Source organism: Streptomyces sp. NPDC005791 (genome assembly GCF_042871485.1).
GTDB lineage: Bacteria > Actinomycetota > Actinomycetes > Streptomycetales > Streptomycetaceae > Streptomyces.
This window is the reverse complement of the sequence record NZ_JBIAIP010000002.1, coordinates 443,392-463,282: the sequence shown is the minus strand read 5'-3', so window position 1 is coordinate 463,282 and position 19,891 is coordinate 443,392. Positions and strand designations below refer to the sequence as shown.

Sequence of the window (19,891 nt, the reverse complement as noted above, 5' to 3'; positions counted from 1 at the left end):
TGGACGCCGGCATGCTCGACGCGCTGATGGGGGCGCCGGGCCCGGCCGGCACGTCCCCGCCGAGGTCACGGCAGCCAGCCGGCCTCTTCGGCGATGCGGACCGCGTCGATGCGATTGCGGGCGCCGAGCTTGCCGACGATCGCCGTGAGGTAGTTGCGGACCGTTCCGTTGGACAGGTAGAGGCAGCCGGCGATCTCGGCGGCGTCGGCGCCGCGGGCGGCGAGCCGTAGCACCTCCAGCTCCCGGGGGGAGAGCGGGTTCTCCGGTGAGTCCCAGGCGGTCAGCGCGAGCTGCGGATCGACGACCCGCCGACCTGTGGCCACCGATCGCACGGCCAGGGCGAGTTGGTCGGGCGGGGAGTCCTTGAGGAGGAATCCGGAGACATGGGCCGACAGGGCGCGCCGCAGCGTGCCGGGCCGCCCGAGGCTGGTGAGGATCAGGGTGCGGCAACTGGGCAGTTGCTCATGGAGCTCGGCTGCCGCCGTCAGCCCGTCGATGCCGGGGAGATCGATGTCGATCACCGCCACGTCCGGTTTGGACGCGAGAGCCGTCGCCACGATCGTGTCACCGCGGTCCACGGCGGCGACCACATGCAGATCCGGCTCCAGCTGGAGCAGCGCCACCAGCGCGCCACGGATCATGTGAACATCCTCGGCGAGGAGGATTCTCACAGACAGCATCATTACCCCCGGTCAGATGATGTATGAGTCAGGCTACAGCGGATCTCTCCGGGGGTGCGGGCTCGAGCACCAGCAGCTCGTCGTCGTGGTTCTGGGGCCTGTTCGGTGCCCAGACCTCGAGATGGAACCGGCCGTCCCCCTGGAGTCCCGCGGTCAGCCCCCCGCCTATGGCGGCGAACCGGCACCGCAGGTTGTCCAGTCCGCTTCCGCCGCCGGCCCGTGCCGAGAAGACGTCGGTGTGTTCGTGCGGGTGATCGTTGGTCAGTTCGAGACGGACCGTTTCTTCGTCCAGTTCGGCCCTGATGGTGCAGATCCGGACCCCGCTGTGCCGAAGGATGTTGGTGACTCCTTCGCGCAGTGCGGTGGCGAGCACGGTGTCGACGACCGGATGCAGCCGCCCGCACTCCACCGTGACGTCGGCCCGGATGTCCGCGGCGGCGAGCACGGCCCCCGCCGACTCCGCCTCCTCCGACAGCGACATGTCGCGGTACCCACTGGACACCAGTCGTACGTCGGCCAGGGCCTGCCGGGCCACCCGCAGCACCGAGGCGGTCTCCTCGCGGGCCTTGTCCGGGCGGCTGCTGATCAGCCGGTGGATCAGTTCCCCCTTGAGCGTGATGGCGGAGAGGCTGTAGCCGAGCAGGTCGTGCAGATCCCGGGCGAACCTCAGCCGTTCCTGTGTCACGGCCATCCGGGCCAGCTCCTCCCGGGTGGCGTGCACCTCGTGCACGAGGTCGGTGAGACGGGTCAGGCCGTAGATGACGAGACCGGTGAGGATGCCGGCGATCGTGAAGTAGAGCACCAGGTCGATCGTCGCCCCGGCCATCAGGTTGTACACCGGAATGAAGGCGATCAGCAGTCCGTAGCTGGGCCAGGCCCAGCGCGCCGGAAGCGTGAGCAGCAGCGAGGCGGCGAGTGGCCCTTCCATGCTGCCCCAGTTGGTGCCGAACCAGACGAGCGGTGCGAAGGTGAGCACCGTCTGCACGCCCAGTGCAAACGCTTTCCAGCCGATCGGCCAACGCCGGGCTTGCGGCGAGGAGATGGCCCACTGCACGCCGAACACCATCAGAACCAGCCCGACACAGACGACGAGCTGGGTTGTTCCGGGACGAGTCCTCACCACGTTGAGCACCGTCATGGTGCCGTAGCAGACAAGAGCCACCACGATGATCGCGCGTGCCAGCCGCGGGGCCGGCGCCTGTGAACGTGGGGAGAACGGAATGACATCTTTGGTTGGCATCGCCGCCTCCTCGCCAGGGACCGACAGTGGCGGACGCATGCTATGTCTTCCTGTCGTCCGTGAGCCAGCGGACGCGGCAGGCGCACGATTCAGACGAACAGCGGTACAGGGTTGATTTGTTCGTACGGGACCGGGCGTCCGAGGCGTCCCAGTTCCACCGGCGTGTCGAAGAGGCGGCCCGGGGCGAATCGCGCCCAGAAGTGCCGCATCCCCGGAATGATCACCTTCGTTACGGGAAGTCCCACGTCGGGCCGGGTCTGGTCGAGGACGAGCATCTCCATTCCATGACTCCGTACGAGACTTTCGGCCAAATCGATGTCTTCGCGCAGGTCTCCTCGGGCGGTGAAGGAGTAACAGCCGGGGGTGCGTGAGGTTTCGGCTGGATCTGCGCTGAGGTATGGCTGATTTTCCACCGTCGCACCGCGCCACCAGGAACAGAGGTCACGGTCGGCGGTGAGGAATTCCCCGGAATCCTCCGCGGGCGGCAGGAGTTGGGCCATCTCCGTCACCGCTCTGCGCAAGGCCAGCCGGGGATCGAAATGAGCCCCGAAACCGAAGGAAATACCCTCGGCCGTGCGGTCGGTGCGCCGGGACAGTGCGGCCATCACGGGGATGCCGAGATCCGCGGTGAGATCGAGAACCCAGATGTCCCGGTGCAACCGTGCGTACGCCTGCCGGGTCGAGGTCAGCCACGGGTCGTCGAACGCGTCGAGGTCCACCGCCGGCTGCCGCGTGCGGTTGTACCACCACAGGGCGACCGCGTCGCGCTCCACCACCTCCAGGAAGCCCTGGACGACGGCGTCCTCCGGGCTGCTGCCCGCCGCGTTGCCGTTGGAGTCGGCCCAGGGGGCGGCCGGTACGCCGTTCGGCCCGGGGCCGAAGTAGAGCATGGAGGTGGGGAGCAGCCGCTGGGTGCCGGAGGTGAGCGACCAGACCGGGGTCCAGTCGGCCGGTTCCTGCGGGTCGAACGGTGGCGGGACCTGCTGGAACCGGGAGTGCCGGACGTTCCAGCGGTCCCGCTCCCGGAACTGCCGGTCGGCGAACAACTGGCAGGAGTTGGGGTGCAGAGCCGCCTCCCCGAGCCCGGCCAGAGTGTCGCGCACGGTGGGCTCGTCGCCCTGCCGGGTTCCGCAGTAACGTTCCAGCGCCTCGCACAGCGCGCCCACCTCGGCCTCCTGCGGCGTCGTTCCCTTGCCGCCGCTCTGGCCCCGGAGCCCACCGCGCAGTCCGGCCAGTGAACGGCTGTCGCCGAGAGCCATGTTGCGCCCCGCGACGTACCGGTTCAGGCCCTCGGGCGAGCCGGGCGCCGGGCGGAGTCCGGAGACGATGCCGGTGACCGGACCGGCCAGGTGCCGGTAGCGGGCCAGCACCGCTTCCGCGCTCTGCGACCGGTGATTGCCCCCCACTGTGTGGATCTTCGGGCTTGACCTCGGTACGAACGGTCTTCGTACCCGCTCGGGGACGAGCCCCGGATCCCCGCACGTCGAGCACTGCGGGCGGCGGGCCACCGGATGCCGGCCGGTGTGCAGGGTGCGGGTGTCCAGCGTGCACACCGCCTGCTGGCCCTCGTACCGCACGCCCGCCACCCACTTCGTGGCCTCCAGCACCGCCGTGTGCAGCCCGAGCGCCCGCACGGTGGCGAACGACGCCTCCGGGACCGGGACCGTACCCGCGAGCCCGAGGGCGTGCAGAACCGGTGCCCGGGAGGCCCGGTGGCCGCGCAGACGGTGTGCCAGGCACTCCCAGCAGGCCCCCTGCTCCGACCCGAACACCGGCCCCACCCAGGTCTCCGCGCCGCTCGGCTTGGCCAGCAGCCAGGCCCGGCCCGATTCCCGGTGCCGGGCGTCCACGTCGGCCAGCCGGGGGTCCAGGTAGTCGTCGCACAGGACGAGGGTGAGCGCTGCCGCCTCCCCGTCGTCCGGCCCGGTCAGCCGCAGCCCGGCGGCCAGGCACTCGTCCCTGGCCGCCCGCGGGTCGGCCCGCCCGAGGATCACCAGTTCCACCGGCGTCGTGCGGAACGACGCGGAGGCGCTGGGACCGTCGACGCCGGCGTACTCCCAGTACGCCTCCGTGCAGGCGTCGGTGGCCGGGTCGTGGTAACCGATGAGATCGGCCCGGGCGAGTTCCGCGATCATGTGGGCCGCGGCGGCGGGCGGCAGCGTCGCCGCCGCGTCCCGCAGCACCCCGGCCAGGGTGCGGGTGCCGTCCAGCAGGGCCGCGAGCTCCTGGACCTCACGCCCCTGCAAGGCTGTCGTCCCCTGTTCCGACAGCAGGTATACGGCGTCCCCCTCGATCGCCTCCACCCGCAGATGCCTCTTGAACCCCACGGGCAGCTCGGTGCCCGACCCCCCGGTCGTGGTCATGCAAGCGCCGCCCCGGCCTCTTCCCCGGGCAGGGGTGCCATACCGCTGTAGCACCCGTAGAGCGTGGCGGTGCCCGGCCGGTCCAGGTGGTCGATCACCAGGCCCCGCCCCGTGGCACCGGGCGTGCTGTTCTTGTGTATGTCCCCGTAGACCAGCTCCGTCGCGGGCAGACCGAACTCGGCGAGCACGGAGACGGGGTCGCTCGTGTAGCGCTGGGCCAGCTCGGGCTCGAGGCCGGCCCGTGCCGTCAGCAGGGCGAGTCGGTGATCGGACGAGAGCGGCTGGGCGGCCGTGCCGGCCGGGGCATCAGGTGCGGAGACGTGCAGGGTGGTGCTCATGGAGTTCCCCCTCAGAGTCCGTGCGTACGAGACCGGATGCGTTCGTGCCGGTCACTCGTTTCCCGAGTGCCAGGATTCTGCGTCCCGCCGCGCCGCACAGCACAGTGCGAGGCTCACCACCGGGGCATGACATTTTCATGTGCTCCCTCGTGACCACCTCACTGGGGCTCGAACATCGCAGGTGTCAGGCTCGGCCCAGACTCCACAAGCGCGTGCCGGTCCACCACCGGGCCGGCCGCACAGCGCACGAATGAGGAGGGGGCCATGATGGAGATCAAAGTCCTGGGACCGCTGGCAGCCCGTGAGAACGGGGTGTCCGTCGTGCCCACCGCGGCCAAGCCGCGCCAGATCCTGGCACTGCTCGCGCTGCAGTCCGACCGGATCGTGCCCGTGGCGACGCTGATGGAGGAGATCTGGGGCGAGGACATCCCGCGCAGCGCGGCCACCACCCTGCAGACCTACATACTCCAGCTCCGCCGCAAGATCGCGGCCGCGATCGACGGGGACCCGGCCCGCCAGGCCAAGGACGTCCTGGTCACCCAGCACGGCGGCTACCTGCTCCAGGTGCAGCCGGGCCAGGTGGACGCCCATGAGTTCAGCCAGCTCACCGCCTCCGGGCGGGCCGCGCACGAGGCCGGAGACCACCACGCCGCCTCCGAGCTGCTGGGCAGGGCCCTCACGATGTGGAAGGGCTCCGCACTCGTCGACGTACGCATCGGCACCGTGCTGGAGCTCGAGGTGCTCCGTATGGAGGAGGACCGGATGGCCGCCCTGGAGCGGCGTATCGACGCCGACCTCGTCATCGGCCGGCACACGGAGATCGTGCCCGAACTGCGGGTCCTGGCCGCCAGGCACCCGATGCACGAGAACTTCTGCGCCCAGCTGATGACCGCACTGCACCGCTCGGGCGGAGCCTGGCGTGCGCTCGAGGCGTACCAGCGGCTGCGCCTCACGCTGGTCGACGAGCTCGGACTGGAGCCCTCGGCCCGGCTGCAACGCCTCCACCAGGCTGTTCTCTCCGCGGATCCGGCGCTCGACCTCCCGGTGCCGGCCTCCGGCTGACCTCCTGACGGGACGCTCCGGTACGTCCTCGCGGGAGCTCTCCAGTACGTCTCTAGCCGGCGTTCCTACGTTCGGCCGATGACGATCCTCGACGAACTGACGGTCGCACCGGCCGCACCCGACCTGCGACGCTCCGCCGCCGAACTGCGTCGGCTCAAGGAGGAAGTGAGCCGCGGGGCGGACCCCGCAGCCACCCGGCGGCAGCACGAGAAGAACAAGCTCACCGCACACGAGCGGCTGGAACTCCTCTTCGACGAGGACACGTTCACCGAGATCGAGCCGTTGCGCCGGCACCGGGCCTCCGGCTTCGGTCTCGAAGCGCGCAGACCGCACGGTGACGGCGTGGTGATCGGCTGGGGGCGGGTCCACGGCCGGACGGTGTTCGCCTACGCGCACGACTTCCGGGTCTTCGCCGGCGCGCTGGGTGAGGCGCACGCCGCGAAGGTGCACAAGGTGATGGACCTCGCGGAGGCCGCCGGTGCGCCGCTGGTGAGCCTCAACGACGGTGCCGGCGCCCGTATCCAGGAGGGTGTGACGGCGCTCGCGGGTTACGGCGGGATGTTCCGCCGCAATGTCGCGGCCTCCGGGGTCATCCCGCAGATCAGTGTGATGCTCGGCCCGTGCGCCGGGGGAGCCGCCTACTCGCCGGCACTGACCGACTACGTCTTCATGGTCCGGGAATCGGCGCAGATGTTCATCACGGGACCCGACGTCGTACAGGCGGTGACGGGCGAGAAGATCACCCACAACGGCCTGGGCGGCGCCGATGTGCACGCGAGCGTCTCGGGCGTCAGCCACTTCACGTACGACGACGAGGCGACCTGCCTGGAGGACGTACGGTTCCTCATCGCGCTGCTGCCGTCCAACAACCGTGAGATGCCCCCGGCGGTGGCCTGCGAGGACCCCGCCGACCGGCGCACCGACGCCCTCGCGGACCTGGTGCCGGCCGACCCGGGACGCAGCTACGACATCCGCACGGTGATCGAGGAGATCGTCGACGACGGGGAGAGCTTCGAGGTCCACGAGGCGTGGGCGCCCAACATCGTGTGCGTGCTCGCCCGGCTGGACGGCCACCCGGTGGGCATCGTCGCCAACCAGCCCGCGGCCCTGGCCGGGGTCCTGGACATCCATGCCAGCGAGAAGGCCGCCCGCTTCGTCTCGACGTGTGACTCCTTCAACATCCCGCTGGTCACCCTCGTCGACGTACCCGGCTTCCTGCCCGGCGTCGACCAGGAGCACGACGGCATCATCCGGCACGGCGCCAAGCTCCTGTACGCGTACTGCAACGCGACCGTGCCCCGCATCTCCCTGGTCCTGCGCAAGGCCTACGGCGGCGCGTACATCGTCATGGACTCCCGGTCCATCGGTGCCGACCTGGCCTTCGCCTGGCCGACGAACGAGATCGCCGTGATGGGGGCGGAGGGCGCCGCCAACGTCATCTTCCGCCGGGAGATCGCCGCGTCCGACGCCCCGGACGCGCTGCGGGCGCAGCGCATCGAGGAGTACAGGACCGAGCTGATGCACCCCTACTACGCGGCTGAACGAGGCCTCGTGGACGACGTGATCGACCCGGGTGACACCCGTCGGATCCTCATCCGTTCCCTGGCCATGCTGCGCTCCAAGCACGCCGAAGTGCCGTCCCGTAAGCACGGGAATGTCCCTACATAGTGGGGCGATTCGACAGGTCCACGCACACGCGAGTCCGGGTCTAGGGCACAGACGTTCCATGGCTCCACCGGCAACGGCGGCACGCCACGAACGAGCGGCCGACCGGTCCGGCCGGCCGGGGAGGTCCTCAACCCGAACCGCCCCGGCCGCCGCCACCGCCTCACGATCAGCAGCGACACGGACGAAGGGATCGACAGTGACCCCCACAGTGCCAACCGGCAGGTGCGCAGAACCGCACCCGGCCCCGTCGAAGGTCAGGTAGACCATGCGCAGAGTCGCCATCACCGGCCTGGGCGTCGTGGCCCCCGGTGGGGTCGGTGTCAAGGAGTACTGGAACCTGCTCACGGCGGGACGCACCGCCACCAGGAGGATCTCCTTCTACGACCCCTCACCGTTCCGTTCGCAGGTCGCCGCCGAATGCGACTTCGACCCCCGGGCCGCCGGACTCTCCCACCAGGAGATCCGCAGACTCGACCGCGCCTCCCAGTTCGCGGTGGTCTCCACCCGGGAGGCCCTGGCCGACAGCGGCCTCGACCTCTCCGCCCTCGACCCGGGCCGCATCGGCACAGCGGTGGGCAGCGCGGTCGGCTGCACCACAAGCCTGGAACGCGAGTACGCGGTCGTCAGCGACGGCGGCCGCAAGTGGAACGTCGACCACGAGTACGCCGTACCCGAGCTGTACCGGCACTTCGTACCCAGCTCCATCGCCGCCGAAGTCGGCCTGGCGGCAGGCGCGGAGGGCCCGGCGGCGGTCGTCTCCACCGGATGCACCTCCGGCCTCGACTCGCTGGGCCACGCGGTGGAACTCATCCGCGAGGGCACCACCGACATCATGATCGCCGGTGCCACCGAGGCCCCGATCTCGCCGATCACCTCGGCCTGCTTCGACGCCATCCACGCCACCACACCCCGCAACGACACCCCGGAGAGTTCCTGCCGGCCCTTCGACCGGACCCGCAGCGGACTCGTCCTCGGCGAAGGCGCGGCGATCCTGGTCCTCGAGGAGCTGGAGAGCGCGCGGCGGCGCGGCGCGCACATCTACGCGGAGATCGCGGGATTCGCCTCCCGCTGCAACGCGTACCACATGACCGGTCTCAGACCGGAGGGCCTCGAGATGGCGGAGGCCATCGATGTCGCCCTGGCCGAGGCCCGCCTCGCACCGGACACCGTCGACTACGTCAACGCCCACGGCTCAGGCACCAAGATGAACGACCGCCATGAGACCGGCGCGTTCAAGCGCAGCCTCGGGGAGCACGCGTACCGCACCCCGATCAGCTCCATCAAGTCGATGATCGGGCACTCGCTCGGTGCCATCGGCTCCCTGGAGATCGCCGCCTGCGCCCTCGCGATGGAGCACGGCGTCCTGCCGCCCACCGCGAACCTCCACGAGCCCGACCCCGAGCTCGACCTCGACTACATCCCGCTGACCGCCCGCGAGAAGAAGACCGACGTGGTCCTCAGCGTGGGCAGCGGCTTCGGCGGATTCCAGAGCGCCATGGTGCTGGCCCGCCCGGAGAGGAGCACCGTATGACCACCGCAGTGGTGACCGGCCTGGGCATCACCGCCCCCAACGGCCTGGGGACCGAGGACTACTGGAAGGCCACCCTGGCCGGCGAGTCCGGTCTCGGACCGGTCACCCGCTTCGACGCCACGCAGTACCCCTCCCGCATCGCCGGGGAGGTCGGCGACTACGTCGCCGAGGACCACATCCCCAGCAGACTCATGCCGCAGACCGACCACATGACGCGCCTCGCGCTGACCGCGGCCGACTGGGCCCTGGCCGACGCCGGCATCGACACCACCGAACTGCCGGAGTACGGCATCGGCGTGGTGACCGCCGCGTCCGGCGGAGCCGTCGAGTTCGGCCAGCGGGAACTGCAGAACCTCTGGAGCAAGGGCAAGGAGTACGTCAGCGCCTACCAGTCCTTCGCCTGGTTCTACGCCGTCAACACCGGCCAGATCTCCATCCGGCACAAGCTGCGCGGACCCAGCGGTGTGCTGCTCACCGAGCAGGCCGGCGGCATCGACGCCCTCGGTCACGCACGCCGCCACATCCGCAAGGGCTTCCCGGCCGTCATCTCCGGCGGCGTCGACGCGGCCATCTGCCCCTGGGGCTGGGTGCCGCAGATCGCCTCCGGCCTGATGAGCACCGTCGACGACCCGGCCCGCGCCTATCTGCCCTTCTCCGAGGAGGCGGCCGGATACGTACCCGGTGAGGGCGGCGCGATCCTCCTCGTCGAGGACGCCGGCTCGGCCCGTGCCCGCGGTGCCGCCACGGTCTACGGGGAGATCGCCGGATACGCGGCCACCCTCGACCCGGCCCCCGGGACCGGCCGGCCGCCCGGCCTGCGCAGGGCCGCCGAGAACGCCCTCGCCGACGCGGGGATCACCGCCGCCGACATCGACGTCGTCTTCGCCGACGCCGCCGGCGTACCCGACCTCGACCGGGCCGAGGCCGAAGCTCTCACCGGCCTCTTCGGCGCGCACGGGGTCCCCGTCACCGCACCCAAGACCATGACGGGACGCCTGCTCGCCGGGGGCGCCGCCCTCGACGCGGCAACCGCACTGCTCGCCCTGCGCGACGGAGTCATCCCGCCCACCGCCAACGTCGGCGCCGCAGCCGCGGGCCACACCATCGACCTGGTGACCGAGGCACGCGAGGCCGGACTGCGCAACGCGCTCGTCCTCGCCCGCGGCCACGGCGGCTTCAACGCGGCGCTCGTCGTCCGCCGCCCGGGCTGAACAGCCACCCGGCCCCGGGCCCACAGACACCCCCACAGGCACGACCCGGACAACCCATACGCCCAACCGAGAGGACGGCACCGACCATGAGCACCACGACCGCCACAGTGACCCTGGCCGACCTGACCCGCATGCTGCGTGAGAGCGCCGGCGAGGAGGAGGGCGTCGACCTCGACGGTGACGTCATCGACACCCCGTTCATGGAGCTCGGCTACGACTCCCTCGCCCTGCTCCAGGTCATCGGACAGATCCAGCGCGAGTACGGCATCGAGATCCCCGACGACGCCGTCGTCGACGCCGAGACCCCGGGAGCCCTCCTCGCCCTCATCAACTCCGGCCAGGCGCCCACCGCCTGAGCCGGCCCCACACGGCCGCCCCGCCTTCCCGTCCCCCCCGGGGCGGGGCGGCCGTCACCGAGCCACACCACCCGAACCACCCCGTTCCTGCCCCCGTACCGCCCTGACGTACCGAGTGGGGCCGGAGCTGCGGCCCATGAGGAGGGAACCATGTCGCTCACCGACCGGAGCGCGGTGGTCCGCCGGCTGATCGTCAGCCCGGGCTCCACGCCCCAGCAGCACGCACGGGCCTCGGCCGCCGGCGTATCGGCGGTACTGCGCGCCTTCGGCCGCCCTCCCGAGGACCTGCCCGCCCGTACCGTCGTCCTCCTCGGCGCGGCCGTCCTCGACCCGGGCATCAGGCCCGAGCACGAGGGCTTCACCGTCCGCACCGCATCCACCCCCGGCCGCGCGCTGCGCCAGGCCCACCGGGAACTGCACGAGGGAGACGCGGACCTCGCCCTCGTCGCCGGTTTCGGCGAACCCGACCCCTGGACCATCACCGTGTACGCGGTCAAACGCGCCGCCGAAGCCGTGGCGGAGGGCGACGCGGTCCTCGGCGTACTCGACGTCACCGCGCTCGACGACGAGGACGGTGCCCCGCCGCTGCGACCGATGGACCGGAGCCCGCGCGGCACCGACCCCGACCGCCATCGCCTCATCCTCTGGTCCGGCCGGAACGCCGACGACGAGGAACGGGTGCGCGGTGAACTCCTGCCGATGCTCAGCGGGGTGCACCGCGAGATCTTCCCCGCCCTGCCGACCGCGGTGCCGTGCGGCACCACTCCCGGACCGGTACGCGGCGCGGCCGTCTCCGTCTCCGCCCTCGCCTCCCGCGCCGTGTGCAAGGCCCGTACCACCGACGCCTCGCACCCCCGGCCCGTGGCCCTGCTCTTCCCGGGCCAGGGCTCCCAGCACGCAGGGATGGCGGCCGGCCTCTACCGCCGCGAACCCGTCTTCACGGCGGCGATCGACGCGGCCCTCTCCCACATGGGCGAGGAGGGCCCCCGTATCCGTGCCGACTGGCTCGACCCCGCGCGCGCCTCCATCGGCATCGACGACGTCCGCCGGGCGCAGCCCCTGCTGTTCGCGATCGACTACGCGCTGGGCCGCCTCGTCCTCAGCTGGGGCGTCCGCCCCACGGCCTTCCTCGGCCACAGCGCCGGAGAACTCGTCGCCGCGACCTTCGCCGGAGTCGTGTCCCTGCGCGACGCGGCCCGGATGGTGCGGGCCCGGGTGCGGGAAGCCGTGAGGATACCGGCCGGCGGCATGCTCGCGGTCGCCGCGAGCGAGGAGCAGCTGCTCCCGTACCTGACCGATGACGTCGCCGTCGCGGCCGTCAACGCCAACCAGCAGGTGATGCTGGCGGGTTCGAGGGGCCCGCTCACCGATGTCGCCGCCCGTCTCAAGGCGGACGGGCACACCGTGGTCACCGTGCCCGCGACCAGCCCCTTCCACTCCCCGGCGATGGCTCCCGCCTCCGACGCGGTCGAGGCCGCCTACCGGGACATCCCGCTGCGGGAACCGAGGCTGCCTCTCTACTCCGGCTACACCGGAGCCCTGATGAGCCCCGACGAGGCCCGCAGCCCGCGCTTCTGGGCCCGCCAGATCACCGACACGGTCTACTTCCGCGACGCCCTGGACGAGCTCCTGGCCGCCGACGACGTCCTGCTCGTCGAGGCGGGCCCCCGACAGACACTCACCGCCTTCGCCCGCAGGCACCGCTCGGTCCGCCTGGGCGCGGGCGCGGTGACCCCGCTCCTCCCGGCCCGCGCGGGCACGCCCGAGGCCGACCGCCAGTCGGTGCTCACGGCGGCGGCCCGCATCTGGACCGAGGGCCACGACCTGGACCTGAACGCGGTGGCCCGGCTGTGGACCTGGGACGGGGAGGAACCGCACGAGGGCGCCGAGGCCCCCCGTGTCCACGCGGGTGCGGAGGTGCAGCTCGCATGAGGTACGTGAGAAGAGCCCTGCGCGAGATCTACGACTCGCTGACCGCGTCGGGCTGGGTCTGGCTGGGCCTCCCCACGATGGGACCACCGGTGCCGATGGCCGCGGCGCGTCTGGAGGAACCGCCGGCAGGCCATCCGGAACGGCTCCGCCTGGACGTCCCGCTGACCGGTACGGAACTCGCGCTGCGGAGACAACTCATGGCATCGGTCGGGAAGCGGGAGTGAGGGAGAGGGTGACGTACCCGGCACCGTGCACACCGACTCCGGTAAAAAACCGTACGGTTGATCGAAGCAGGTGAGGTACGTTTCTGTCACTCGAAGGGGGCGAAGTGACCAAGCTCAACCAGATCATCGCCGTGGAGAAGGGTGTCAAGAGCAAGTCGCTCCAGGACATCACCGCGGCCCACCACAAGGTGCAGAAGCCGGCGCTGCTGGCAGGCATCTCGCGTACGTACCAGCCGAAGGACGAAGAGGGCGAGCAGCTTCCGCCCGAGTCCGCGCGGGTGCAGGTCAAGGCCGAGGAGGCGCTGCGTGAGATGTCCGCGTCGCTCACCCGGCTGTTCGACGTGACCGCGACGAAGGACTGGGCGAACTGCTCGGCCCGCGCGGACGTCGTCGTCGACGGGCGTACGGTCGTCGGCGAGGTCCCGGTCAGCTACCTGCTCTTCCTGGAGAAGCAGCTCACCGACCTCCACACCTTCGTGAAGAAGCTCCCGGTCCTGGACGCCGCCGAGTCCTGGTCGCAGGACCCCTCGACCGACCTGTGGAAGACCGACCCGGTCCGCACGATCCGGACGAAGAAGGTCCCGCGTAACCACGTCAAGGCCGAGGCCACGGACAAGCACCCGGCGCAGGTCGACGTGTACTACGAGGACGTGCCCATCGGGTACTGGACGACCGTGAAGTTCTCCGGAGCGCTGCCGGCGCGACGGGTGAACGAGCTGCTGGAGCGGGTCGAGAAGCTGCAGCACGCGGTGAAGTTCGCCCGTGAGGAGGCCAACGGCGCCGAGGTCACCGACCAGCGGGTCGGGGACGCGGTGTTCGGCTACCTGTTCGGCTAGCCTCGGACACGAGGTGGCACCCCCGAGAACGCCCCCGCGCGCACGCCGCGGGGGCTGCGCACCCTGCACGAGGCGGAATTGAGGTCCGCCCCGTGTGACGAGCGCAAGCTGAAACTGAACGTTCAGCCTGAAGACGCGGTAACGGTGGAGGTTCGAGTCCTCCCCCCGGCACCACCTGCCGGGGTGGCCCAACATGGCAGAGGCAGCCGCGATCAATCTCAGACTCTCGCTCCAGCTTCAGTATCGCCGCCGACTGCCAGATCGACCGAGTACGGACGAACACCGTCGAATGCTGGTTCGAATCCGGCCTGCGCCTCTGCCACGGCGCGGTAGTTCAATGGAAGAACGCGACGGTCTGACGACTGATCCGCACTCTTAAACGCGCTGGCAAGCGCAATTGGGTGGCAACCCCAGGGGCCCGGGAGCTGGATACGACTCCCGGGCTCCGCCACGTCCGGGCGCCGCCCCGCTGCCGCTGGGGGCGGTGGCAACTTACGGAGCTTTGCTCGCAGAAGGGGGCGTCACGGACGGTTCGATGGTCGACCGCGCGCCGCAGGCTGGGAGCCCTGAGATGCGACGGGCCCCAGCGCAGACGATTAGCTGACGCGTGAGAGCCCTGCCGGCAAGTGATCGTGCGGCAGGGCTCTTGTTGGGCGATCAGGCGGAGGCGATGAACCCAATCCACGCCTCGGTCGAAACGATGAGCGAGGGACCGCTCGTGTCCTTCGAGTCCCGGACGTGGACGGCCCCCGTGGGGGTCGCGACCTCCACGCACTCGCCGCCGGAACCGGTGCTGTAACTGCTCTTGAACCAGTCCAGCTCGGGCGTGGGTTTCATGGCCTCTTCGGGGTTCATCTCTCTCCCAGCAACTTCTCAAGGGTGGCCAGCGACTCACGCGGAGTCAGCGCTTGTGCCCTGAGGATGCCGTACTGCTCATCGAGCTCCCGCACCGATGCCCGCTCGGTGTGCAGACGGCTGTCCTTGTACGACTCCACGTAGGCGATCCTCCGCTCATCGCGGGTGTCGATCAAGGTGAACGGGCCTTCCAGCCCAGCATGCTCCTCCAACTCCATCGGAATCACCTCCTTCAACGCCAGCAGCACCCCGCCCGCGTCCAGGACCCGGTCCGCGCCCTCGATGAACTTCGGCGGCGGGATTCTCCGTCCCTGCTCGAACGAGGCGATGCTGGCTGCCGAGTAGCCCAGCAAGGCGCCCAGCTCCTCCCGTTGCATGCCTGCCCGGATCCGCAGCAGCTTCAGCTGCCGTCCGAAGGCATGGACGACCCCCTGCCCGGATCATCCTCGGGTCGCTGCATGGGCATACGCGCCAACCGGCCATCAGGCGCCACGCCCTCACCGCTGCCGGGGCTTCCGTCCGTCATCTCCGCCGTCACAGCCGACCGCCGCCTCTCCCGGGCCACCTACGGCCCAACGCGCCCGGGAGACTTCCGTCATGCCGCACGCCTCGTACACGTTCGTACCCAGCGCGCACAACACCCTGGTCGCACCGGTGAGTCACCACTCGTCACGCTACGACACCGGTCCGCTCCACTTGCCCGGTTCGCCTAATTCATCACCCCAGTCGTTCCGCGCCGCCGCCCCACGCCTCCAACAACTCCGCAGGCCCATACGCCGCGTCCAGCGCACCGCAGTCGGTCCCGCTGCGTGACACGGCGACCACCGGCACTGGTTCCGGCGTCAACGCGGCCCGGTGGCGGTGCAGCGCGGCCAGGTCGTGGCGGTCGAAGGGGGAGTTCTCCAGCCACTTCACCGAGCCGACGAACAGCAGTTCCTTGGCGATCGGAGCCCTGTCCGCTCCCACGATGTCGATCTCCACATCGTTCGTACGCGTCCAGTAGCCCCCGATCGCCGGGGCGCCCGGAAGGCTGTCGTCGGGCAGCAGGCGTGCCAGGGCCTCCCGGACCAGGGGCTCGACGGCCCGGCCGCGCCAGCTCGTCCAGTTCTCCTTGATGCGCGCCAGGGTCAGATCGCCCCGGCCTCGTTCGATCTCCGGGAGCGCCGGGCCGAGCAGTTTCAGCCAGAAGCGCAGGTACGGGTCGGCGACCCGGTAGCGGCGGTCCTTCGACGGCCGGGTGGACAGCGGCAGTTCGGCGGCGACCATCCGCTTCTCCGTGAGGGCGGTCAGCGACCGTTGCAGGGAGGCGCCGGACAGGCCGCCGGCCGCACGGGCGATGTTGGAGAACGTCCGCTCGCCGCTGCCGATCGCGGACAGCACCGCACGGGCCTGCAACTCCTTGGGGAACTCTGCCGCGAGCGATCGCTCCGCCGAGACCAGCAGAGCGGACACCGGATCGCTGAGGGCCTCCGTGAGGAAGTCCCACAGGCCCGCTCCGTGCGTCCACTCCGTGCAGGTGAGCGGCAGCCCGCCGGTGACCAGGGCGGCGTCGAAGGCCGACGCGGCGTCCAGGCCGAGCATCCGGCCCACTTCCGCCGGGTTCAGCGGTCCGAGCACCATCTCGCGGCCCCGTTGGTGGAACGGGCGGCCGTAGCTGTTCAGAGCCTCCATCATCGACAGGTCGGATCCGATCAGCACAAGGAGCACCGGCTTGGTCTCCAGGACCCGGTCCCAGGCGCGCTGGAGCACGCCCTCGAAGGCGCCGTCCGCATCCATCAGATACGGCAGTTCGTCCAGCACGACCACGCTCGCCCGGTCGTGCGGAAGGGCCGCCGCCAGCACATCGAACGCGGCGTCCCAGCTCGCCGGCCTGGCCCCGGACAGCACCCCGGCCAGCGGCAGGGTCGATGCGTCGGCGTCCCGGGCCAGCCGCTGGAGATCGGCCTCCGGCGACGCACCGGTCGCGGCGTAGAAGAGGAACGGTGCGCCGGAGCGTTCGGCGAAGCGCTCCACGAGCCTGGACTTGCCCACGCGGCGGCGGCCCCGCAGCATCACGCACCGGCCGGGCCTCTCCCCGCCCGCACCGGCCGCGACCTTGCCCAGTTCACGCTCAAGCGTGGCCAACTCGGCCTGCCGTCCCACGAAATCCGCCATGCGCAGTCTCCGGTGACCTAGGACACGAACATTGACTTTACTAACGTCGATGATAGTAACTCCCGCGTATCCTTTCCCTAGGTAACGCGGGCCCGGCGCTCCGCACGCCGCGTACCAGGCACCGCCGGCCTCGTACAGCTACGTCCGTCGCCGCGTCGCACCTGGTCACAGGGCATCTGAGGCGCCACGGTGAGGCCTGTGACCAGCGAACCCATCGGTGCGCAGACCGCCGCCCGACCCACCCCCACCACTCGCCCCGGCTCCGCCCCCGAGCCGCTCCGTTTCACCATGCGCTTCAGCTCGACACCCCGGGGCGCCAGGCTCGCGCGGCGGATGGCCGAGCATCTGCTGGACGCCTGGGGGCTGCCGTACGACTCCGAGCCCCACGACACGCTCACCCTCGTGGTGGCCGAGCTGTCCGCCAACGCCGTACAGCACGGCCGGGTCGCGGGCCGGGACTTCCGGCTGCGGCTCACCCTCTCCGCCGCCGGAGGGAGGAGCACGGTGCGGGTGGAGGTCACCGACACCAGGGCCGAGCGGCTCCCCGAACCGGCTCCGGCGCAGGACCCGGAACATCCGCTCACCGAGACCGGGCGGGGGCTCCTCCTCGTCGCGCGGCTCGCGGACGACTGGGGCTGGCATCCGCGTCCCGACGGTCCGGGCAAAACGGTCTGGGCGGAGTGCAGCCCACGCATGACGACAGTCCTCGACGGCCCCTGGCGCAGCACGGCGAACCCGAAGTCCTGATCCTGTCCCTGATCTCCGCCCCGCAGCGCAAGATCCCCGTAAAGTGGGCCCGTGACCACCTGGTGACGGGCCCGGCAGCACAGCCCCCAGGCAGGTCCGGGGGCGGTGCAGCGGAACACTTCACGGGAGACGGGGACCGGCGAACGTCATGAGGCCCACACTCGCCGCGCAGGCGCTGTGCGACACGGCGGTCGAATATCTGGCCACGACGCTCGTCTCACCCGACGGTCCGCCGTCAGGGTCGGCGGCAGCCTGAAACGGGGCCGTCTCCAAGAACGTCGCCGGATACCTCGGCACCGAGATCGCTGCGATCCCGCGCGGGGTCCTGCGGCCGCCGCTCCGGCGCTCGAAGCTCGGATCTCGGGGTTCGAGCGTCGTGGAGCCCTTATTCGCTCGTTCGGGGGACCGGGCAGGGGTCCCGGGCCGACGCTTGAGCTTCGGGCTTCGAGGGCCGAGCGTCGGGCTCCGGGATTCGAGACGTGTTGTTCATCCGGGAGGTAGGTAAGGGCTTTTGGGTAAACCACCCCTCCCTCCCTACCCCGCCACGGCCAGCAAGTATGACTAATCGTGATCGAGTTGCAGCGGAGAGTCGCCACTGCTTACGGTGCCCCCAACGAGACGACCCCGACGCGGTGTTTGCCGCACCGGCCGGGGTCTGACCCAAGATCGCACACCCAAGAAGGACGATCTCGTGGCTATCCAGCACCTTAGCTCCGCCCCGCCCGCCCCCGCAGCCTCGCGCCCGTACCGCAAGGCCCACACCGGCTACGGCAAGCAGACCGTCCCGACCCAAGGCCCGCCCAGCGCAGGCGCCTTCGCCCTCCTGCCCGAGCGGGAGCGCTACGTCGCCGGGTATGTCGACCACCTGCCCGACGGCGCCGCCATGGACATCAAGTCGCTGGCCAAGGACCTCCCCCTGTACGGCCAGATGGCCATCGGCACTGCCCTGCGCGCCCTCGCCGTCGCCGGACATCTGCGCCGCGTACGCTGCCGGGTCGAAGGGGCGGGCCAGTGCCGGTGGGTGACGCTCACCTACTGGTCACGCACGGCCCACGACAACGAGTGGTGGGCCGCCAGGCTGGCAGGGGAGGCCGAGGTCGCCGCCGCCGAACCGGTCATACCACAGCAGCGCACCGCCGCGTCGTCCCCGGCCGGTCCGCAGGCGGCAAGCGCCATGGCGGACCCCACTGCGGACCCCGTTTCGAACGCGTCCGAGTCCCCGGCGCCCGCACGCGAGCCGGCCGCAGTCGCCCCTGCCACTGCGGTTCCTTCCGCCGCCTACCTGGCCCTGGCCGAACTCGGCCGCCGCGAACCCCGCCTGGCGCTCTCCGCCGCCGACTGCGCAGTCCTGGAGCCCCTTGCCGCAGCCTGGTTCGCGCGAGGCGTCAGCGCCGACTACCTGACCTCTGCTCTCACCGCCGGGCTTCCCGAGCCGATCGGCTCACCCGTGGGCCTGCTGCGCCGACGCCTCACCGACAAGATGCCGCCCCAGCTTCCTGCCGCACCCGCACCTACCCAGGGCCTGCCCGGCGCCCCGGTGCGCAGCCTCCTGGTCGAGTGCGCAGAATGCGGCCGCCCCGGTCCGGCCGGAGCGCTCCCGGACGGTCTGTGCAGGCCCTGCCGCACCACGGCACAGCCCCCGGAAACACCGGAAGGCGCAGGGGCTGACGGGGCCGAGCGCGACGTCCCGGCCCTCGTCGCAGGCCTCCGCAACCTGATGCGCACGCCCTGAACGGTGGCACAGTGACCTGCGGTACGAGTTCCGGTACGACACAGAGCTGCGGCTCACCGAGGTCCGCAACCCCCAGGGCCTGACCTGGTCCTACACATACGACGCGGCCGGGCGTCTCGTCTCCCGTACGACTCCACTCGGCGACCTGATCACCACCGCCTACGACGCCTGCGGCCGAGTGGTGGCGAAGGACGTCAGTACTTCGACTCCCGCGCGGATCTCCTCACCTGATCCCTGGCGGAGGCGTCGCACATGCACGGCCGCCGGCCTCCTGCGGTACGGCCCACGTCCGTGTGCCTACGCTGAGGCGGAGTACGTGGGGCAGTGCTGATGAACGGTCCGGACGCACCGCTATATCGGGCGCATGACACCACCGCTCACTCCAGGCTTCCGTCATGCGCCCATCACCGCCGAGGCGTTCACTCAGGCGTCCGGCACCGCTGCCTCGCTCCGTCCTTGCAGGCTTGAGCCCATCCCTGCGCGGCGCTCGTAGGCGGGACGAGGAAATGGACTTCGTCGTCGAGCAGCCCCGCCCCCGACGGCCCACGTTCTGTGGGAGGTACCGGGCGCGGGTCCGTGCCCGGTACCTCCCAGGCGGGGTTGACCGCGTCGGCGGGGCGGCACACAATGCGGGACATGACCCTGTACTCGCTGACCTCCGTCGCCCTGCCGATGACGGGGCCTCGCGGCGAGTGTTCTCCACGGTCCACCACCTGTCTGCGCCGCCGCGGCCGTATCGGCTCGCCGCCCGCGCACACCGGCGTCCACTCACGCTGACCGGCCGTCAACGCCACTCGGCTCCCTCGCGAAACGAAGCCGAGAACCCGGAACGACCGGTGTCGTCCCTCCCCGGCCCTTCACGGTCCCACCGTGTCCCGCACCTGCCCGGCAGGCACGCGGCGCGGGCGTGCACGGCCCACCTCATCGCACCGCCGGAGGCCTCGGCCGCTGTCGCGGGTCCC

General features: G+C 70.9%; 17 protein-coding genes and 2 pseudogenes. 12 read left to right on the top strand and 7 right to left on the bottom strand.

Annotated elements, in window-relative coordinates; all coding sequences use genetic code 11:
* Positions 1 to 65: 65 nt before the first annotated feature.
* The 4 genes from ACFYSH_RS06400 to ACFYSH_RS06385 all read right to left on the bottom strand — a co-directional run bounded on the left by ACFYSH_RS06400 (position 66) and on the right by ACFYSH_RS06385 (position 4,621).
* Complete coding sequence (locus tag ACFYSH_RS06400; RefSeq protein WP_359472792.1) at positions 66 to 680, bottom strand: response regulator transcription factor; 615 nt, start codon at positions 678 to 680, stop codon at positions 66 to 68.
* 28 nt (positions 681 to 708) lie between these two features.
* Positions 709 to 1,920, bottom strand: coding sequence for a histidine kinase (locus ACFYSH_RS06395; RefSeq protein WP_359472684.1), 1,212 nt, complete (start codon positions 1,918 to 1,920; stop codon positions 709 to 711).
* Between the two features lie 89 nt (positions 1,921 to 2,009).
* Positions 2,010 to 4,283 carry a TOMM precursor leader peptide-binding protein gene (locus ACFYSH_RS06390; RefSeq protein ID WP_388751135.1) on the bottom strand — a complete coding sequence of 758 codons (2,274 nt, stop codon included), beginning with the start codon at positions 4,281 to 4,283 and terminating at the stop codon, positions 2,010 to 2,012.
* The gene (locus ACFYSH_RS06385) at positions 4,280 to 4,621 is read right to left on the bottom strand and encodes a hypothetical protein (protein WP_359472689.1); all 342 of its coding nucleotides are present in this window, start codon (positions 4,619 to 4,621) and stop codon (positions 4,280 to 4,282) included. The genes ACFYSH_RS06390 and ACFYSH_RS06385 overlap by 4 nt, the downstream gene beginning before the upstream one ends.
* A 267-nt stretch (positions 4,622 to 4,888) precedes the next feature.
* Here ACFYSH_RS06385 and ACFYSH_RS06380 point away from each other — a divergent pair, with 267 nt between their 5' ends.
* The 8 genes from ACFYSH_RS06380 to ACFYSH_RS06345 all read left to right on the top strand — a co-directional run bounded on the left by ACFYSH_RS06380 (position 4,889) and on the right by ACFYSH_RS06345 (position 13,441).
* Positions 4,889 to 5,683, top strand: a complete 795-nt coding sequence (locus tag ACFYSH_RS06380; protein ID WP_388751271.1) for a BTAD domain-containing putative transcriptional regulator — start codon at positions 4,889 to 4,891, stop codon at positions 5,681 to 5,683.
* A gap of 78 nt (positions 5,684 to 5,761) precedes the next feature.
* Entirely contained in the window at positions 5,762 to 7,351 is a 1,590-nt protein-coding gene (locus tag ACFYSH_RS06375) for an acyl-CoA carboxylase subunit beta (protein WP_388751132.1), read from the top strand.
* 265 nt (positions 7,352 to 7,616) lie between these two features.
* Positions 7,617 to 8,882 (top strand): beta-ketoacyl-[acyl-carrier-protein] synthase family protein, encoded by a 1,266-nt coding sequence (locus ACFYSH_RS06370; protein ID WP_359472693.1) that lies wholly within the window; start codon positions 7,617 to 7,619, stop codon positions 8,880 to 8,882.
* Positions 8,879 to 10,093, top strand: coding sequence for a ketosynthase chain-length factor (locus ACFYSH_RS06365; RefSeq protein WP_388751130.1), 1,215 nt, complete (start codon positions 8,879 to 8,881; stop codon positions 10,091 to 10,093). The genes ACFYSH_RS06370 and ACFYSH_RS06365 overlap by 4 nt, the downstream gene beginning before the upstream one ends.
* A gap of 86 nt (positions 10,094 to 10,179) precedes the next feature.
* Complete coding sequence (locus ACFYSH_RS06360; protein ID WP_388751128.1) at positions 10,180 to 10,449, top strand: acyl carrier protein; 270 nt, start codon at positions 10,180 to 10,182, stop codon at positions 10,447 to 10,449.
* Positions 10,450 to 10,599: 150 nt separating this feature from the next.
* Positions 10,600 to 12,381 carry an acyltransferase domain-containing protein gene (locus ACFYSH_RS06355; RefSeq protein ID WP_388751126.1) on the top strand — a complete coding sequence of 594 codons (1,782 nt, stop codon included), beginning with the start codon at positions 10,600 to 10,602 and terminating at the stop codon, positions 12,379 to 12,381.
* Positions 12,378 to 12,605, top strand: a complete 228-nt coding sequence (locus ACFYSH_RS06350) for a DUF6059 family protein (protein ID WP_359472701.1) — start codon at positions 12,378 to 12,380, stop codon at positions 12,603 to 12,605. The genes ACFYSH_RS06355 and ACFYSH_RS06350 overlap by 4 nt, the downstream gene beginning before the upstream one ends.
* A gap of 104 nt (positions 12,606 to 12,709) precedes the next feature.
* Positions 12,710 to 13,441 (top strand): hypothetical protein, encoded by a 732-nt coding sequence (locus ACFYSH_RS06345; protein ID WP_359472703.1) that lies wholly within the window; start codon positions 12,710 to 12,712, stop codon positions 13,439 to 13,441.
* 657 nt (positions 13,442 to 14,098) lie between these two features.
* On the opposite strand, the gene ACFYSH_RS06340 is transcribed toward ACFYSH_RS06345, so the two are convergent.
* The 3 genes and pseudogenes from ACFYSH_RS06340 to ACFYSH_RS06330 form a co-directional block, all read right to left on the bottom strand.
* Positions 14,099 to 14,296: a DUF397 domain-containing protein gene (locus ACFYSH_RS06340; protein ID WP_359472705.1), complete on the bottom strand. Its 198-nt coding sequence runs from the start codon at positions 14,294 to 14,296 to the stop codon at positions 14,099 to 14,101.
* Positions 14,293 to 14,733 (bottom strand): annotated as a pseudogene (locus ACFYSH_RS06335) (Scr1 family TA system antitoxin-like transcriptional regulator); the annotation flags it as partial. The pseudogene ACFYSH_RS06335 and the gene ACFYSH_RS06340, both read right to left, overlap by 4 nt.
* 280 nt (positions 14,734 to 15,013) lie before the next feature.
* Positions 15,014 to 16,450: an ATP-binding protein gene (locus ACFYSH_RS06330; RefSeq protein WP_388751124.1), complete on the bottom strand. Its 1,437-nt coding sequence runs from the start codon at positions 16,448 to 16,450 to the stop codon at positions 15,014 to 15,016.
* 198 nt (positions 16,451 to 16,648) lie between these two features.
* On the opposite strand from ACFYSH_RS06330, the gene ACFYSH_RS06325 reads away from it, so the two are divergent.
* From ACFYSH_RS06325 to ACFYSH_RS06310, 4 genes and pseudogenes are all read left to right on the top strand, one after another.
* Positions 16,649 to 17,197 carry an ATP-binding protein gene (locus tag ACFYSH_RS06325; RefSeq protein ID WP_388751122.1) on the top strand — a complete coding sequence of 183 codons (549 nt, stop codon included), beginning with the start codon at positions 16,649 to 16,651 and terminating at the stop codon, positions 17,195 to 17,197.
* Between the two features lie 691 nt (positions 17,198 to 17,888).
* A complete protein-coding gene (locus ACFYSH_RS06320; protein WP_388751120.1) occupies positions 17,889 to 18,929 on the top strand; it encodes a MarR family transcriptional regulator in 1,041 nt (346 codons plus the stop codon).
* 19 nt (positions 18,930 to 18,948) lie between these two features.
* Positions 18,949 to 19,122: pseudogene (locus tag ACFYSH_RS06315) on the top strand (RHS repeat domain-containing protein); the annotation flags it as partial.
* A 443-nt stretch (positions 19,123 to 19,565) separates the two neighbouring features.
* The gene (locus ACFYSH_RS06310) at positions 19,566 to 19,706 is read left to right on the top strand and encodes a hypothetical protein (RefSeq protein WP_359472735.1); all 141 of its coding nucleotides are present in this window, start codon (positions 19,566 to 19,568) and stop codon (positions 19,704 to 19,706) included.
* The last annotated feature ends 185 nt before the right edge of the window (positions 19,707 to 19,891 follow it).

Excerpts from the sequence above, each read along its gene's own strand:
- ACFYSH_RS06385 (WP_359472689.1), bottom strand. The coding sequence starts at position 4,621 with ATGAGCACCACCCTGCACGTCTCCGCACCTGATGCCCCGGCCGGCACG.
- ACFYSH_RS06340 (WP_359472705.1), bottom strand. The coding sequence starts at position 14,296 with ATGAACCCCGAAGAGGCCATGAAACCCACGCCCGAGCTGGACTGGTTC.
- ACFYSH_RS06370 (WP_359472693.1), top strand. The coding sequence starts at position 7,617 with ATGCGCAGAGTCGCCATCACCGGCCTGGGCGTCGTGGCCCCCGGTGGG.
- ACFYSH_RS06360 (WP_388751128.1), top strand. The coding sequence starts at position 10,180 with ATGAGCACCACGACCGCCACAGTGACCCTGGCCGACCTGACCCGCATG.
- ACFYSH_RS06400 (WP_359472792.1), bottom strand. The coding sequence starts at position 680 with ATGCTGTCTGTGAGAATCCTCCTCGCCGAGGATGTTCACATGATCCGT.
- ACFYSH_RS06355 (WP_388751126.1), top strand. The coding sequence starts at position 10,600 with ATGTCGCTCACCGACCGGAGCGCGGTGGTCCGCCGGCTGATCGTCAGC.
- ACFYSH_RS06365 (WP_388751130.1), top strand. The coding sequence starts at position 8,879 with ATGACCACCGCAGTGGTGACCGGCCTGGGCATCACCGCCCCCAACGGC.
- ACFYSH_RS06350 (WP_359472701.1), top strand. The coding sequence starts at position 12,378 with ATGAGGTACGTGAGAAGAGCCCTGCGCGAGATCTACGACTCGCTGACC.
- ACFYSH_RS06375 (WP_388751132.1), top strand. The coding sequence starts at position 5,762 with ATGACGATCCTCGACGAACTGACGGTCGCACCGGCCGCACCCGACCTG.
- ACFYSH_RS06330 (WP_388751124.1), bottom strand. The coding sequence starts at position 16,450 with ATGGCGGATTTCGTGGGACGGCAGGCCGAGTTGGCCACGCTTGAGCGT.
- ACFYSH_RS06390 (WP_388751135.1), bottom strand. The coding sequence starts at position 4,283 with ATGACCACGACCGGGGGGTCGGGCACCGAGCTGCCCGTGGGGTTCAAG.
- ACFYSH_RS06395 (WP_359472684.1), bottom strand. The coding sequence starts at position 1,920 with ATGCCAACCAAAGATGTCATTCCGTTCTCCCCACGTTCACAGGCGCCG.
- ACFYSH_RS06310 (WP_359472735.1), top strand. The coding sequence starts at position 19,566 with ATGACCCTGTACTCGCTGACCTCCGTCGCCCTGCCGATGACGGGGCCT.
- ACFYSH_RS06380 (WP_388751271.1), top strand. The coding sequence starts at position 4,889 with ATGGAGATCAAAGTCCTGGGACCGCTGGCAGCCCGTGAGAACGGGGTG.